Source organism: Qipengyuania aquimaris, assembly GCF_009827445.1.
In the GTDB taxonomy this organism is placed as follows: Bacteria; Pseudomonadota; Alphaproteobacteria; order Sphingomonadales; family Sphingomonadaceae; genus Qipengyuania; species Qipengyuania aquimaris.
Window position 1 is genome coordinate 2,040,071 of the sequence record NZ_WTYI01000001.1, and the last position, 13,779, is coordinate 2,053,849.

At 62.5% G+C, this 13,779-nt stretch carries 12 protein-coding genes and 1 tRNA gene; 6 read left to right on the top strand and 7 right to left on the bottom strand.

The genetic code is table 11. From position 1 onward, the window contains the following. Window positions 1-3 precede the first annotated feature (3 nt). Window positions 4-1,599, bottom strand: coding sequence for an FAD-binding oxidoreductase (locus GRI34_RS09970; protein ID WP_160595794.1), 1,596 nt, complete (start codon window positions 1,597-1,599; stop codon window positions 4-6). 96 nt (window positions 1,600-1,695) lie between these two features. Between GRI34_RS09970 and GRI34_RS09975 the strand changes: the two genes are divergently transcribed. Together GRI34_RS09975 and GRI34_RS09980 are read left to right on the top strand one after the other, a co-directional pair. Beyond that, complete coding sequence (locus GRI34_RS09975; RefSeq protein WP_160595795.1) at window positions 1,696-3,114, top strand: patatin-like phospholipase family protein; 1,419 nt, start codon at window positions 1,696-1,698, stop codon at window positions 3,112-3,114. Between the two features lie 88 nt (window positions 3,115-3,202). After that, entirely contained in the window at window positions 3,203-3,580 is a 378-nt protein-coding gene (locus GRI34_RS09980; protein WP_160595796.1) for a response regulator, read from the top strand. Here GRI34_RS09980 and GRI34_RS09985 read toward each other — a convergent pair. The 4 genes from GRI34_RS09985 to GRI34_RS10000 form a co-directional block, all read right to left on the bottom strand. After that, window positions 3,540-6,974, bottom strand: coding sequence for a chemotaxis protein CheB (locus GRI34_RS09985; RefSeq protein ID WP_325065211.1), 3,435 nt, complete (start codon window positions 6,972-6,974; stop codon window positions 3,540-3,542). The two genes, GRI34_RS09980 and GRI34_RS09985, sit on opposite strands and share 41 nt — an antisense overlap. After that, entirely contained in the window at window positions 6,971-7,531 is a 561-nt protein-coding gene (locus GRI34_RS09990; protein WP_160595797.1) for a PAS domain-containing protein, read from the bottom strand. The genes GRI34_RS09985 and GRI34_RS09990 overlap by 4 nt, the downstream gene beginning before the upstream one ends. 128 nt (window positions 7,532-7,659) lie before the next feature. Next, a tRNA-Leu gene (locus GRI34_RS09995) sits at window positions 7,660-7,746 on the bottom strand. 114 nt (window positions 7,747-7,860) lie between these two features. Further along, on the bottom strand, window positions 7,861-8,712 hold the full coding sequence (locus GRI34_RS10000; RefSeq protein WP_160595798.1) for a zinc-ribbon domain-containing protein: 852 nt from the start codon (window positions 8,710-8,712) through the stop codon (window positions 7,861-7,863). 159 nt (window positions 8,713-8,871) lie between these two features. On the opposite strand from GRI34_RS10000, the gene ftsE reads away from it, so the two are divergent. The 4 genes from ftsE to GRI34_RS10020 are packed head-to-tail and all read left to right on the top strand — an operon-like array spanning window position 8,872 to window position 11,747. Next, complete coding sequence (ftsE, locus tag GRI34_RS10005; RefSeq protein WP_090478338.1) at window positions 8,872-9,603, top strand: cell division ATP-binding protein FtsE; 732 nt, start codon at window positions 8,872-8,874, stop codon at window positions 9,601-9,603. Continuing rightward, window positions 9,600-10,535 (top strand): cell division protein FtsX, encoded by a 936-nt coding sequence (locus tag GRI34_RS10010; RefSeq protein ID WP_160595799.1) that lies wholly within the window; start codon window positions 9,600-9,602, stop codon window positions 10,533-10,535. Before ftsE ends, GRI34_RS10010 begins: the two co-directional genes overlap by 4 nt. Beyond that, the gene (locus tag GRI34_RS10015; RefSeq protein ID WP_160595800.1) at window positions 10,532-11,062 is read left to right on the top strand and encodes a YdcF family protein; all 531 of its coding nucleotides are present in this window, start codon (window positions 10,532-10,534) and stop codon (window positions 11,060-11,062) included. The genes GRI34_RS10010 and GRI34_RS10015 overlap by 4 nt, the downstream gene beginning before the upstream one ends. Before the next feature lie 4 nt (window positions 11,063-11,066). Then, entirely contained in the window at window positions 11,067-11,747 is a 681-nt protein-coding gene (locus GRI34_RS10020; protein ID WP_160595801.1) for a lysophospholipid acyltransferase family protein, read from the top strand. Here the strand turns inward: GRI34_RS10020 and GRI34_RS10025 are convergent, their stop codons facing one another. Both GRI34_RS10025 and GRI34_RS10030 read right to left on the bottom strand, forming a co-directional pair. Next, complete coding sequence (locus GRI34_RS10025; RefSeq protein WP_160595802.1) at window positions 11,748-12,653, bottom strand: prephenate/arogenate dehydrogenase family protein; 906 nt, start codon at window positions 12,651-12,653, stop codon at window positions 11,748-11,750. Next, window positions 12,650-13,768, bottom strand: a complete 1,119-nt coding sequence (locus tag GRI34_RS10030) for a pyridoxal phosphate-dependent aminotransferase (protein ID WP_160595803.1) — start codon at window positions 13,766-13,768, stop codon at window positions 12,650-12,652. Before GRI34_RS10030 ends, GRI34_RS10025 begins: the two co-directional genes overlap by 4 nt. Window positions 13,769-13,779 lie beyond the last annotated feature (11 nt).

Sequence of the window (13,779 nt, forward strand, 5' to 3'; positions counted from 1 at the left end):
GAGTCAGGCGAGGCCCCAGCGTTCGAGGGCGGGCGAGATGAAAACCTCGTCCCGCTCCCCCAGCAAGGCCTTGCGTGCCGCGCGATAGGCTTCGACCGCCGCCCCGTACTGGTCGCGGATATCTGCCGCATCCATCTGCGCATCCTTGCCCCAATGCATGGTGAAGGGAATGCCCGCCTTCTTGAAAAGGTATTGCAGGCGCCGCGCAGCCACATGCGCGTCGGTGCCGAGCAGGAAATTCTTCGGCAATCCGTCGATATTGATGATCGCGTTGTTGTCGAACTTCAGGAAACCCATGGTGGCTGGGCTCCTCTTCGCGAAGCGCACCGTGTATACGAAATCCTTACTGAAGGTCCGGATGTTGTCTTCGGTCCCCGCCGCCATCTCGCGAGCGATGCGCAAGGCTTCGAGCAGTCGCTCCAGCGGTACCGCGAACGCTGCATTGTAGACATCGACCCGCAATCCGAAGAGCCGGTGCGGCTCCCACTCTGCCGTTAGCTGCGAAAGCGTGCGTGGCACATCGCGTTCATCGCACGCATGCTCCTTGAAGTCGCCGAAGATCATCCCCGGAACATCGATCAGGTCGCGCAGGCGCGCCTCGATCATTTCCGGGGCAAGCGGGTTCTCGGTGATCTGTTTTACGCCCTTGGCGGCCTGCTCACCCAGTGCTTCGAACGAGGTCCGGCTCACTGGGGTTGCATCGAGGGCGAGCTTGGCTGTCGTCTCGATATCGAGCCAGATTGTCTCGAGCACCTCTTCGTCATCCGCCGCAAAGGGATCGAACGTAAGCTCGTAATAATGCGGCGAGCGACCTTGGGTGATATCGCCCATCGCCTCGGCAAAGCGACCTTGTGCAACCAGGTCGCCCCAGTCGGCGGGGAGCACACGGGCGCGTTTCACCAGGCCGCAGTAGAATTCCTCCACCGCCTCGATGAGGTAGGCCGAAACGTAACCCATGCCGCCGAGATGGACCCGCGCAGCCGCGAAGTGAGCAGGATCGCCCGGGGTCGCAAAGCGTGCGATCCAGTCATCCTTCAGGATGGGATTATCCGGATCACCGAGCCATACTGCCTCGCCCTTGCCGGTCGATATGACCATGCCCCTCACATGCGTTTCGCAGCCCGTTTCATCCAGCGTCGAACCATGCGATCCGGTAGCGACCATGCCCGCCAGACTCTGGCCCTTGTGCGAACCGGCAGTACGCAGCGAAAGGTCGCGGCCCGGTTTGCCGAGCCAGTCCATCAACCGGTGTATCTTCGTCCCTCCGGTCACCAGGACATAGCGTTGGCGGTTCTCGACCCCGTCGAGGAAAGCGTCGTCGGGGACCGGCCAGATGCCTTCGTCATCGTCGGTCGTCACATGGCTGGAGAGGCCGTGGAAGAGCTTGCTTTGCGACCAGCCGGACCCGGTCACGCACAGCTCCCGGTCGCGCTTGGCCTCATAGTCGATGAGGTCGCCCATCGTGTCCCGCCGCTGTGCGAGAACGCTCGCCACGTCACCGCCCGCATCCGCATGGACCTCGATCGTCCGCCGCATGAATTTGAAGATCGAGCGGTGCTCGTTCACCCACGGCCCGCCGCGCTTGCGTTCGATGCGCATCAATTGTTCCCCCGATGTCGTCCCTCTCCAATAGGCTTGGACGCGCAAACACTATAGGCAAAATCCGACTGGTGGCTGTCGAGGGGGCAAGCGACAATGCTGGAAAACCTGATTTACCTCGTAGTGGGCTTCTGCCTGCCGTTCCTGTTCTTCTTCATCGGGCGCAAGCTTTTCAACTGGGGGCCGCATGAGGTTCCCTGCAGCCATTTCCACGATCACGTGCACGAGGCAGCGCCCAACCGCTTCATCCGCGACATCCAGCGCGATGCGCCCCCTCCGCACAGCCAGTCGGCAATCGCCAAGGCCGGGCACGGCCATCACGCTGGTCATGACAGCGACCCGCTCGGCGACGATCTCGAAAAGCTGGTCGAAGAATGCGCATTGCACGGCCACGACGAACACGGCCGCAAGCTCGCGCATGATCCGGACGAGCCTCACAACGCGCCGGGCGCAAAGGTGCTAATGCTTTCGGGTGGAGGCCAATGGGGCGCCTATGGCGCGGGTCTTTTCCGCACCATGCACGATGCCAGCGGTCGCGACCTAGCGATGCGCGACGTGAAGATCATCACCGGCATTTCCACCGGATCGCTTCAGACCCTGCTGCTCATGGTGGCGCTGGACGAGACCCAGCCGGTGCAAACAAGGCGCTATGCGATGGACCGGCTGGTATGGGGCTATTCCCCGCGTACCGAGCGCGACGTGGTGCGCAACACCGGCCTTGAAATGCTGCCCTTGCGGGGCGCCCAGGCGGGCACTGCTCCGCTGCGCAAGCGCATCCGCAATGCGATCTTCGAAAACGGAGACTCAACGCTTCTCGACGCACTGCGCCAGTCGAAGATCGCCGGCTATATCGGCTTCGTCGAGGCGAATTGCGGCCTGTTCCATTATGTCGACGTGCGCGGCCTAGTGCGGGACGAACCCGACAACGAAAAGGCGGTCGACGCTTTGAGCGCTGCGGCGATGGCATCTTCCGCCATGCCGGTATTCCACCAGCAGTTGCGCGTGACCGGCTCCAGCAAAGGATCCCGTGCGCTATACGATGGCGGCGTCAGGCGCTCTGTCTTCTTTGAAAAGTCGATGGAGCGGATGCACCAAAGCGTGTGTCGCCACGCCGGCCTGCCGGAGGATGAACATCCCAACGGCGCCGAACGGAGGGCGGTCACCCCCGCTTTCTTCGTCGTGCGCAACGGGCCGACAACGCGCGTGGCGGATCCCGGCCTCGACACGAAGGACGGCCCGATCCTCAACGGGAAGCGCGGATACGACCTGCTGGTCAACGAAAGCGAAGTCGGCGCCATCGCCGGCTTGCGCCTGCTGAACCCCTATGGCGACATCTATCTCACGACTGCAGACCAATGGGACACCTTCGACTGCCAGTGCGAAGAGGCGGACTGCTCGAAGGGCACCGAGATGTTCAAGCCCGGCTTCATGGCCTGCCTGCGCGATCTGGGTCGCCACAAGGTCCAGCGCAATGGCGGCGCCTGGTGGGCCATGAGCCCGATCGACAATCGCTGACAGTCGTCCCCCGATGAAACAAAAGATATGAATTGCGAAACCTTTTGCCCGCGAAGGTATTCTGACCCGCAAAAGGGGAAGATTTTTCGTGTCGCTATCCAGCCGGATCCTTATCGTCGATGACGAGGCCTTGATCGCTTTCGATTTCGAGATGACCCTTGTGGATGCCGGTTACGACGTCCTTGGTCCGGCGACCTCGCTCGACGAGGCGCTCGACATGGTGAGCGAGGAAACACCGCGTGCTGCGGTGCTGGACATCGATCTCAACGCCCGACCCGTCTGGCCCCTGGCGCGCAAGCTTCGCGAAGCCGGCACGCATATCGTCTTCGTCAGCGCAAACCTGCGGCACGACGAGTTGGCGACCGAATTCAAGAATGAACCCCAACTCGACAAGCCGGTTTGCGAAAGTGACCTGTTGGAGGCTCTCAGGCTGGGTTTGAAGGAGCAGGCGACGCACTGTCACTGAGCGGGAAGACCAAGCGGCGAGTATAGCCGTTTTCAGCCTTTTCGCCCTCAACCCTACCGGACAATTGCCGGGCAGTGACCTCGAGCAGACGGGTTCCGAAACCCTTACCGGTGCCGTCTTCTCCCGTACTGCCGTTTTCGATCCAGTCGAGGCGCAAGTCGCCTCCGTCCAGGTCCCAATTGACTGTCACGGACCCGCTCTCATCGCCCAAAGCCCCGTATTTCGAGGCATTGGTGGCCCATTCGTGCAGGATTAACGCCACCGAGGTCAGCTTGGCATTGGGCACTTCGACGTCAGGCCCATCGAAATCGAGCCTCTGGTTCTCATGCGCCGGAGCCAGCACCGTGTCGAGCAACTCGCGCAAGTGAACAGAACCGCCATCCGCATGACGCGTAGTCAATGCGTGTGATCGTCCAAGGGCGTGGATGCGATTGCGCAGGTCTTCCGCGAAATCGTCGAGATTGTCGGCCTCGCGCCGCGAAATGGCGACCATGGCGGCAATCACCGCAAACAGGTTTTTCACGCGGTGGTTCATCTCGCGCAGCATGATCTCGCGCTCGGCAAGCATCTCGCGCTCGGGGGTGATGTCGTAGGTAACGCCGATGAACTTGGCACCCTCGCTACCCATGATGCGTCGACCAAGACCGTGGAGCCACCGTGTGCCGCCATTGTCCAATGGCAAGGAGAAGACCTCGTCGAAGTCCTTTCCACCATCCATCGCCCGGCGTAGCGCGGTGTTGACGCGGTCTCGATCCGGCCCAGGTAGCTTGGCGAGGATCGGTTCCATGGTGTCACCTTCGTCGTCGCCCAATTCAAGCAGGCGCCGCTCCATCTTGTCGAGCACCGTGCGATCGGTCGCCGGCTCGTATTCCCAGACCCCAATCTTGGCCACTTCAAGCGCCAGCCGCAGCCGTTCACGTTCTTCGCGCAGGTCACGTTCCATCGCCAGGGCGTCGGTCACATCCGTGAAAACGATTGTCGCACCGTCGATCTCCCCGTCCATCTGTCGATAGGGGATCACGCGGCCGATGTACTCGCGCGAACCGTCTGACAGCGAAGTATGGTAATCTTCGGAGCGCCCCTGAGCGGCCGCAGCCTTGGCCATGCGCAGATAGCTCTGATCCTTCAACTCCGAAGGCAAGACGTCGATATGCCGACCGATGTCGCGTTCGTTAATGGGGAAAATCCGCGTGGCCGCTTCGGTAAAGCTGCGCAGGTTCAGATCTCCATCCACGACGAGCACCATCAGTTCTGTCGTGGCGAAGAAGTTCTTCAGATCCGCATTGGCGACGGTCACCTGGTCGACTTTTGTCTTCAATTCGTCATTGACCGTGGTCAGCTCCTCGTTGGTGGACTGGAGCTCCTCGTTCATCGACATCATTTCTTCGTTGCTGCTCTTGAGCTCCTCGTTCGTGGTTTCGAGCTCTTCCACCGTGGATCGCAGCCGGTGGCGCGTGTTCTGCAGCTCTTCCTCGAGGAACTGGAGCTGGCCGTCGCCGATTTCGAATTCCTCGAAATCTTCTTCGTCGAACGGGCGTAGTGCTCCCGTTTCGCGAATGACGATGAGATAGCCGCCCGGCGCGATCGGTTCGCACAGAACCGAGGTGCTTATCCGGCCGAATTCGGTCGTGATTTCCTGATCGCGCGCAATCAGGCGGGTTTGTCCCTCGACCACCTTGCGCAAAAGCGGACCGATGACCTCACGCAGCCCCGGGCGTGCCAGTGTCGGAACGTGTACCGTCCGCTCGAGGCGGTCTGGAAATTCCAGGTAACGGCCGGCGGCCCCCCATTTCTGCAGCAGGGCCCCTTCCTGGTCCACCAGGAAGCTGACTGGCGAGTATTTTTCCGCAAGACGACGCAGCGCCGCAACCTCGGTCGAACCGGAAGATCGCTGTTCCGACGGGGCATCGCTACGTTCGCGCCTTCGCACGTAGGTGGGAGCATTCGTTCTGGCGAGTTGCAGATTATAATTGCTCTTCACGTTGCGGCGTTTGAAAATGCGCGCACGCTGGTCGACCGTTTCGAAGAGATCTTCGAACCGTCCGATGCCTTCGGAAGTGCCGAGGAAAAGGAACCCACTGTCGCGCAGCGCGAAGTGGAACAATGGCAGGACGATCCTCTGCAATTCCTCGTCGAAATAGATCAGCAGGTTTCGGCACGAAACCAGGTCGATCTTGGAGAATGGCGGATCGCGCACGACATTGTGCAGGCTGAAACGGACCATGTCCCTGATCTGGGGGACCATCGAGAACGTATCTGTCCCGCCGATTACGTAGTGATGCTGGAATTCCGCGGGAATGTCGGGCAGCGCGGAGACAGGGTAGGTCGCGCTGCGCGCAATATCGAGCATCTTGTCGTCGATGTCGGTTGCGAAGATCTGGACGTAGGGCCGCTTATCCTCGCGTCGCATCGATTCCGCAAAAAGCATGGCGATGGTGTAGGCTTCCTCGCCGCTCGAGCAGCCGGGAGCCCAGATCCGCACTTCCTGCCCATCGCGGGCATTGCGCACGATGGTGTCGATGACGCCCTCGTGCAGCGTTCTGAAGTCTTCTCCATCGCGGAAGAATTGCGTGACGTTGATAAGGAGGTCCTGGAACAACGCCTGGCACTCGTCCTCGTCGGAACGCATCCGCCGCACGTACCGCCCGGCATCTTCTATCGACAGGACCTGCATCCTTCGGGCGACGCGGCGCACAAGCGTCGAACGTTTGTAACGCGAGAAATCGTGCCCCACGGCATCGCGCAGAACTTCACACAGCTCGTCGATGCGGTCGGCGACCTCGCGGGCCTCATCTTCGAGCTTTTCGGAAGGTGCCCGCTGGAAGAAATCGCTGACCACGTCGATGATTTCGGCAGGCTTGGCGACAACGTCGACAAGGCCGGTGGCGATGGCCGATACGGGCATTCCGTCGTAGCGGGCCGTGTCCGGGTCCTGGGCTACTGCCAAGCCGCCCATTTCCTTGATCGCGCGCAATCCCCGGCTCCCGTCCGCGCCCGTTCCGGAAAGGATGACACAGGCAGCGAGGTGATTGCGATCATTGGCAAGGCTGTCGAAGAAGTCGTCGATCGGGCGACGCTGGCCGCGCGGATCGGAAAATTCGGTGAGTTCGAGAACGCCATTGGTAACCGCCAGGCCGTGAGCGGGCGGGATCACATAGATGTGATCGGCCTCGAGGACCTCTCCGCCTTCCGCTTGCCTCACCTTCATCGAGGTGTACCGCTCGATCAGCTGCGCCATGAGGGATTCGTGGGTAGGGTCGAGATGCTGGATGACCACGAAGGCGAGGCCCGTGTCATCGTCTTGTGCGCCGAAAACCTCTCGCAAGGCCTCCAGTCCTCCCGCCGAAGCCCCGATGGCCACGACGGGCACGCCCTTTTTCAAACCCTCGCTCACAAGTACCCCCTGTAATCGGACAACCGCATTTCCGCGATAATCGAATGGCTGGATGCGAGCTGTTCATATGTGCCCAGCATCACCATCCCCAATTCCCCCGCTACCCCGCGCAGATTTCGAACGTCCTGCTTCAGCGCGGTCTCGTACATTTCCAACGCGACGCCGCCGTGCTGCGCAACTTCGAACTGAGAGCCCATTATGTACACGATTTCATTACGCAAATTGAGCTTTGACAGATAAACGAGGTTGAGAAAAGGCGCGCCGTCGGCCTTCACATTCGGCACGAGAAATTTGCCTTCGCTCAAATTTGCATCGGCTATGAAATCGCGCATCCTCTGGCGAACGGGGCCTGCACCGCCCGCAGGTTGCAAGAAGCGGCAATTTCTGCCGAGCGCTTCCTTGGCCGAATAGCCGGTCATGGTGGTGAAGGCAGCGTTGACGCCCACAAGCGGAGCATCTTCCAAACGCACATCGGCGAGCGAGAGCGAAACCTTGCTCCTGTCGAGCACGGTCCCAAGAGCTTGCGGAAGCTCGCCGTCCTTATCCAGCCATTGCATCGATCACGCTCTCCGGCCGCCCGAATCCTTCCGGTGCGGCAAGAAAGGTCTAAGCCCGCTATGCGGCAGCGACAAGCAATGATGCCGATGCCTGCCTGCAGCTTCATGATCGGGAGATAGGGGACTGTTGGTGCGGTCGAGAAGACTCGAACTTCCACGGCCTTGCGGCCACAACGACCTCAACGTTGCGCGTCTACCAGTTCCGCCACGACCGCACACAGTCAAATCCGGTAGCGAATCCCGCATGTGCAGGAGGCGTGCTACCGCCGGTAGGAGCGCGCCACTAGCAGCGAGATTGCGCCCCCGCAAGCACCTTGTTCATGCAAACTCTAAAGCGGCGCCCAACCCACGTCGGCATAGACCGCATTGCGCGGCACCTGCGTGCTCGCCTCGTCGATCGTCACCGTTTCGCCCGGCGCCAGGGTCGGCTGCGGCGGCTGGACTATCCAGGTGAAGACCTGGTCCTCGCGCTCGTTCAGCATGACGATCTGGATCGGCGGAAGGTCACGGCTTTCGCGGGAGGTGTTTTCAACCTCGATCCGGGCGGAAAACAGGTAGGTCTTGTTTTCCAGCTCACGCCAGCTTTGCGCCTCGGGTGGGAAGCGCAATTCGAGATCCGGCTGCGCCTGACCGAAAGTCGGCTTATCGACCGGCCACCAGGACGGCGTACCGAATTGCGTGATGGCGACCACCGCGCCAAGCGCCAGGACTGCGAATATCGCTGCCGCCCAGGTCCACAGCTTCATCATGTTGCGGCGCGGACGGAAGGGCGGTGAATGATCGAAGCGCGACACGAAATCGCCTTCGTCATCATCGGTATAGACGGGTGGTGTCGGCTCTGCATCTTCGTAGGAAGGCGGATGCGTCTCGTCGAAATCCGGAGCGACCTCGCCGTCATCGGTCGCAACTTCCCCACTGTCTCTGCCGACGTCACCTTCATTGAAACTGAAGCCGGGCCGGGCTTGCGCGTCTCCATCCTCGACCCGCGGCGGAGGGGGTGGAGGAGGCGGAGGTGGGGGTGGCGGCGCAACGGCCTCGCTCGCCTGAACGCCCGCTACATCGGCGCCATCCTGGAACCAGGAGTGCTTGCATTTGGCGCAGCGAACGGTCCGACCGTCCACACCGATGGCGTTGTCCGGAACGACATAACGCGTGCTACAGGCGGGACAGGCGATAATCATGGTGGATGAAAGCCTTACGCATTGGGGCGAATCGCGACAAGCTGCGCATCTGTGCGTGAAAGCCCCAAGCGGCTTTTTTCCACATCGAAGGGCGGTTATAGGCTCCAATTGGACGATGTCGGCCCTATTTCACCTCTTTTTCTCGGCGAAACCAGGCCGATGAGCGCAAAGGAAAGCGCGATCGTGCAGTTCGACAACGTCGGATTGCGCTACGGCACCGAGCGCGAGGTGCTGTCGAATATTTCCTTCACCCTGTTTCCGGGCCGGTTTTATTTCCTCACCGGCGCCAGCGGGGCCGGCAAGACTTCGCTCCTGAAACTGCTTTATCTCGCCCAGCGCCCTTCGCGCGGCGGGATGCGCATGTTCGGCACCGACGTGATCACCATGCCGCGAGACGAATTGCCAGGCTTCCGCCGCCGGATGGGCGTGGTGTTCCAGGATTTCCGGCTGGTCGACCACTTGTCCGCATTTGACAATGTCGCCCTGCCGCTACGCGTATCGGGAGTGAGGGAGCGTGACCTGGCAGGGCCCGTCAACGACATGCTCGACTGGGTCGGACTGGGACACCGTGCCGATGCACGGCCCGCGACCCTTTCCGGCGGCGAACAGCAGCGCGTTGCCATTGCGCGCGCAGTCATCGCCCGCCCGGAAATCCTCGTCGCCGACGAACCGACCGGCAACGTCGATCCCGAAATGGCGCTCAAACTGATCCGCCTGTTCGAGGCGCTCAACCGGCTGGGTACAACCGTGGTGGTCGCGACCCATGACTACCAGCTGATCAGGAAAGTGCCCGAAAGCCTCATCATGCGGCTCGACAAAGGTACGCTTTCCGATCCGACCGGCGCGCTGCGCTATCCACCTAAACGCGCGCCGAGCGGGGTAGAGGCATGACCGGCAAACCCCCGACCCTGGGCCGAGCGGTCGATCGTGGCCTCGCTCCATTCCGCGGGCGCAGGGCGGCAAGCCTCCTCCCGCGAACGCGGCTTGGAGGACCGGTGCCGTGGGTCATCGCGATCATGGTCGCGCTCTGCGTCCTTGCCGCAGGTGGCGCGCTGGCCCTTTCCAACCTCGCAGCCAGTGCCCGCGGCGAACTGGCCGGTAGCGCCACGGTCCAGATAATCGAAGCCGACAACGATTTGCGGGCCGAACAGGCACGCCGCATAGCTGGCCTGTTGCGCGAGGATCCGGCCGTAACGGGCCTGCGAATGGTGCCCGGGAGCGAGGTCGCCGCGCTACTGGAGCCCTGGCTGGGATCGGGCGAAGCGGTCGATGCTGTCCCGCTGCCCGCGCTTATCGATCTGGAACTGGCCGCGGAAGTGGACGACGCCGCGCTTGCCGAACTGGAAAACAGGATCGCGGCCTACGCCCCTTCCGCCCGGATCGACAGCCAGGAAACGTGGCTCGCCCCGGTGCTGGACGCATTGCGCACCCTGCAAATCATGGCCTTGTCCCTGATCGGGCTGCTTGCCTTTGCAGGCGCGGCAGCAGTCTGGCTGGCTGCGCGCAATGCCCTCGGGGGTAATCGAGACACGATCGAGATCGTCCACCTGCTCGGCGGTAGCGACGCCCAGATCGCCAGCGTTTTCCAGCGCTCTATCCTGTTCGATGCGATTGCGGGCGGGCTGCTTGGACTGGTTCTGGGGGCAGGTGCAATGACACTTCTGGCGAACAGATTTGCCGCGCTTGATTCGGGGATGGTTGCAGGCGGGTCACTGTCCGCGATCGATTGGGTCATCTTGGCCACGGTCCCGCTTTTCGCCGTCGTCATTGCAGTCTACACGGCTCGCATGACCGTCCTCGCATCCTTGCGGAAACTGCTGTGATCCTTCGCTTCGTCGCCGCCCTCGTGCTGCTCTACACCTTTGCTTTCGTCGCCTTTTCGGTGACCCTGCCCTCGCCTGCCAAGGAGGTGGAGACCGATGCCGTCATCGTGCTGACCGGCGGACCTGGCCGTATCTCTCGCGGGCTGGAAGTCGTCGCCGAAGGCCAGGCGCAGGAGATGTTCGTTTCCGGCGTCGACCCGGAGGTCAAGGAGGGCGAGTTTGCCGCGGAATTCGATGTCTCGCGCAGGATGATGAATTGCTGCGTCACACTCGGGTATCTGGCAGTCGACACGCGCAGCAACGCAGGCGAAGTCGCCCAGTGGATGAAGGAGAAGGAATTCACCTCCGCCCGCCTCGTGACGACCGACTGGCACATGGCGCGCGCCTATTCGGAAGTGGCCGGCGTGCTTCCGGCAGAGACCGAGCTGGTGAAGGACGCGGTGCCTTCCCATCCCGACCTGCAGACGCTGTTCCTGGAATACAACAAGCTGCTGGCCTCCGAGATTTCGCAGGGGCTGCCGGTCTGATCCGATGATAGTCCTGCGCAATATCGCGTTCTACCTGGCGTTCTATTTCGGCTCGATTTTCATCACTGCCGCAGCGCTGGCCTGCGTGCCTTTCTCGAAACCCGCCTTCCGCCGGCGCGTCGAGAATTGGAGCGGGTGGCAACGCTGGTGCATGCGCACTTTCCTCGGCATCGAGCTCGTGATCGAAGGCGGTCCGGTAGAAGGGCCTGCACTCTACGCGGTAAAGCATGAAAGCTTCTTCGAAGCGATCGACGCGCCGACATTGTTCGACAGCCCGGCCGTGTTCGCCAAGAAGGAGCTCCACGGAATACCCGGTTGGGGCCGCGCGGCGGCCGCCTATGGCCTTATCTTCGTCGCGCGCGAACAGGGCGCGAAAGCCCTGATGACGATGATCCGCTCTGCGAAATCGCGTTCTGCGGAAGGCCGTCCGCTGGTCATCTTTCCGGAAGGCACGCGCGTCCCGCATGGCGAGCGGAGACAACTTCAGTCGGGCTTTGCCGGGATCTACAAGATGATTGGCCTGCCGGTTGTGCCCGTCGCGGTGAACAGCGGTCCGCTGTATCATCGCGGCCTTAAGAAGAAGGGCACGATTATCTACCGCTTCGGCGAAACGATCCCTGCAGGGTTGCCGCGCGACGAAGTGGAAGCGCGGGTCCTCGACGCGATCAACGCGCTCAACGACTGATCAGTGATCCGACCGGCCGAAGTCCGGCCGCGCATCGTCCTGGCCCTCCTCGATGATCGACCGGCGGATCGTCCGCGTGCGATCGAAGAGGTCGTGCAGCGTATCGCCATCGCCGTTGCGGATCGCGCGCTGGAGCGCAGTGAGGTCCTCGGTGAAACGCCCCAGCACTTCGAGCACCGCCTCGCGGTTCGACAGGAACACGTCGCGCCACATGACGGGATTTGAGGCGGCGATGCGGGTGAAATCGCGGAAACCGCCTGCGGAGTATTTGATGACCTCGCCCCGGGTCACATCCTCGAGGTCAGACGCGGTGCCCACGATGGTGTAGGCAATGAGGTGAGGAATGTGGCTCGTCACGGCGAGCACCAGGTCATGGTGCGCGGCATCCATGATTTCGACTTTGGCACCGAGGCCTTCCCAGAAAGCCGCAAGGTCGGCGACAGCGTCTTCGGGCGCATTTTCGGGCGGCGTGACGATGCACCAGCGATGACGGAAGAGTTCGGCGAAGCCTGCTTCCGGTCCGCTCTTCTCCGTCCCGGCGACGGGATGTGCAGGGATGACCGTCGCATCCGGAAGCGCCTTTGCGAGTGCCGCCGCAACGCTCGCCTTGGACGAACCCACGTCGCTGACGATCGCGCCCGGTTTGAGCGAGGCAGAGATTGCGCGCGCCGCCTCTTCCATCGCACCGACGGGCACGCACAGCACCACCAGATCCGCATCCGCGACCGCATCGCTGGCGGTTTCGCATATTATCCCGACAAGACCTCGCTCCGCGGCGCGTGCACGCACATCGGGATCGGCATCCCAACCCGTGGTGGCGATATGCGGAGCCATCTTGCCCGCAGCTAGCCCGATCGACCCGCCGATAAGGCCGAGACCGATGATGGCGACACGGTCGATGGTCACGCCGCAGCCTCGCAGGCTTTGCCGAGGATAGCGGCGATCTCGCCCATCTGCTCGCGCGTGCCGATAGTGATCCTCAGCGCATGGGGAAGGCCCTGTGAGGGCAAGTGCCGCACGGCATAACCACCTTCGGCCAAAGCCTCCAATGCAGCATCCGCGCTCAGCGTGCCCTCGAAAAGGACGAGCACGAAATTCGCCTCACTCGGCTTGGCCCTGAGGCCGTGATTGCCGAGCTCCGCGATCTGCCGCTCGAAAGCATCGCGCGCGGCCAAGTTTTCTTCGCAGGACTTGCGGACGAAGGCCATGTCGCCGACTGCCGCCAGAGCCGCGCGTTGCCCTGCCGCCGTGACGTTGAAAGCGCCGCGCAGGCGGTTGAGCGCGCCCACGATCTCCGCAGCCCCGGTGGCCCAGCCGATCCGCTCACCTGCAAGGCCGAACGCCTTGGAGAATGTCCGCGTGACGAGGACGTTGTCGTGCTGCGCCGCCAGCTCCATCCCGCCATCGTCGAGGCCGAGCGCAAGGTATTCGACATAGGCGTGGTCGATCACCAGCAGCACATCGCGCGGCAGGCCATCGTGAAGGCGCGCGACCTCGTCCCGGTCGAGCCATGTGCCGACCGGATTGTTCGGATTGTCGAGCAGGACCACGCGGGTCTTGTCGGTCACCGCCGCCAGCAAGGCATCGACGTTCGGGGCGTGATCGTCATCGTCCGCGTAAACAACCTTTGCGCCGACCTTTGCCGCGAGCAGCGGGTAGAGCGAGAAGGAGTAGCGCGCGCAGACGACCTCGTCGCCCGCCCCCGCATAGGCCTGCACCGCGCCATGCAGCAGCTCGCCTGATCCCGCCCCGCACACAATGCGCGACGGATCGATCCCGTGGGCCTCGCCCAGTGCCTCGCGCAGGGCCGTGCTGTCGGGATCGGGGTAAAGCGCCGGGTTGGCGAGATCGGCCAGCGCTTCCGTCGCAAGCGGGCTGCAGCCGTGCGGGTTCTCGTTGGCCGAAAGCTTGACCAATTCGCGCCCGTCGCTGCCCTTCGACTTGCCCGGCACATAGGCATGGATCGCCTCGATCCAGGGCTTCATTGTCGGGCGGGCGGCGCTGTCGGCTGTGTCTGTCATCGCGGCTTGTT

What these genes read in the sequence shown, in the direction of transcription:
- GRI34_RS09970 (WP_160595794.1), bottom strand. Translation starts at nt 1,599, where the DNA reads ATGCGCATCGAACGCAAGCGCGGCGGGCCGTGGGTGAACGAGCACCGC.
- GRI34_RS09975 (WP_160595795.1), top strand. Translation starts at nt 1,696, where the DNA reads ATGCTGGAAAACCTGATTTACCTCGTAGTGGGCTTCTGCCTGCCGTTC.
- GRI34_RS09990 (WP_160595797.1), bottom strand. Translation starts at nt 7,531, where the DNA reads ATGCAATGGCTGGATAAGGACGGCGAGCTTCCGCAAGCTCTTGGGACC.
- GRI34_RS10000 (WP_160595798.1), bottom strand. Translation starts at nt 8,712, where the DNA reads ATGATTATCGCCTGTCCCGCCTGTAGCACGCGTTATGTCGTTCCGGAC.
- ftsE (WP_090478338.1), top strand. Translation starts at nt 8,872, where the DNA reads ATGAGCGCAAAGGAAAGCGCGATCGTGCAGTTCGACAACGTCGGATTG.
- GRI34_RS10010 (WP_160595799.1), top strand. Translation starts at nt 9,600, where the DNA reads ATGACCGGCAAACCCCCGACCCTGGGCCGAGCGGTCGATCGTGGCCTC.
- GRI34_RS10020 (WP_160595801.1), top strand. Translation starts at nt 11,067, where the DNA reads ATGATAGTCCTGCGCAATATCGCGTTCTACCTGGCGTTCTATTTCGGC.
- GRI34_RS10030 (WP_160595803.1), bottom strand. Translation starts at nt 13,768, where the DNA reads ATGACAGACACAGCCGACAGCGCCGCCCGCCCGACAATGAAGCCCTGG.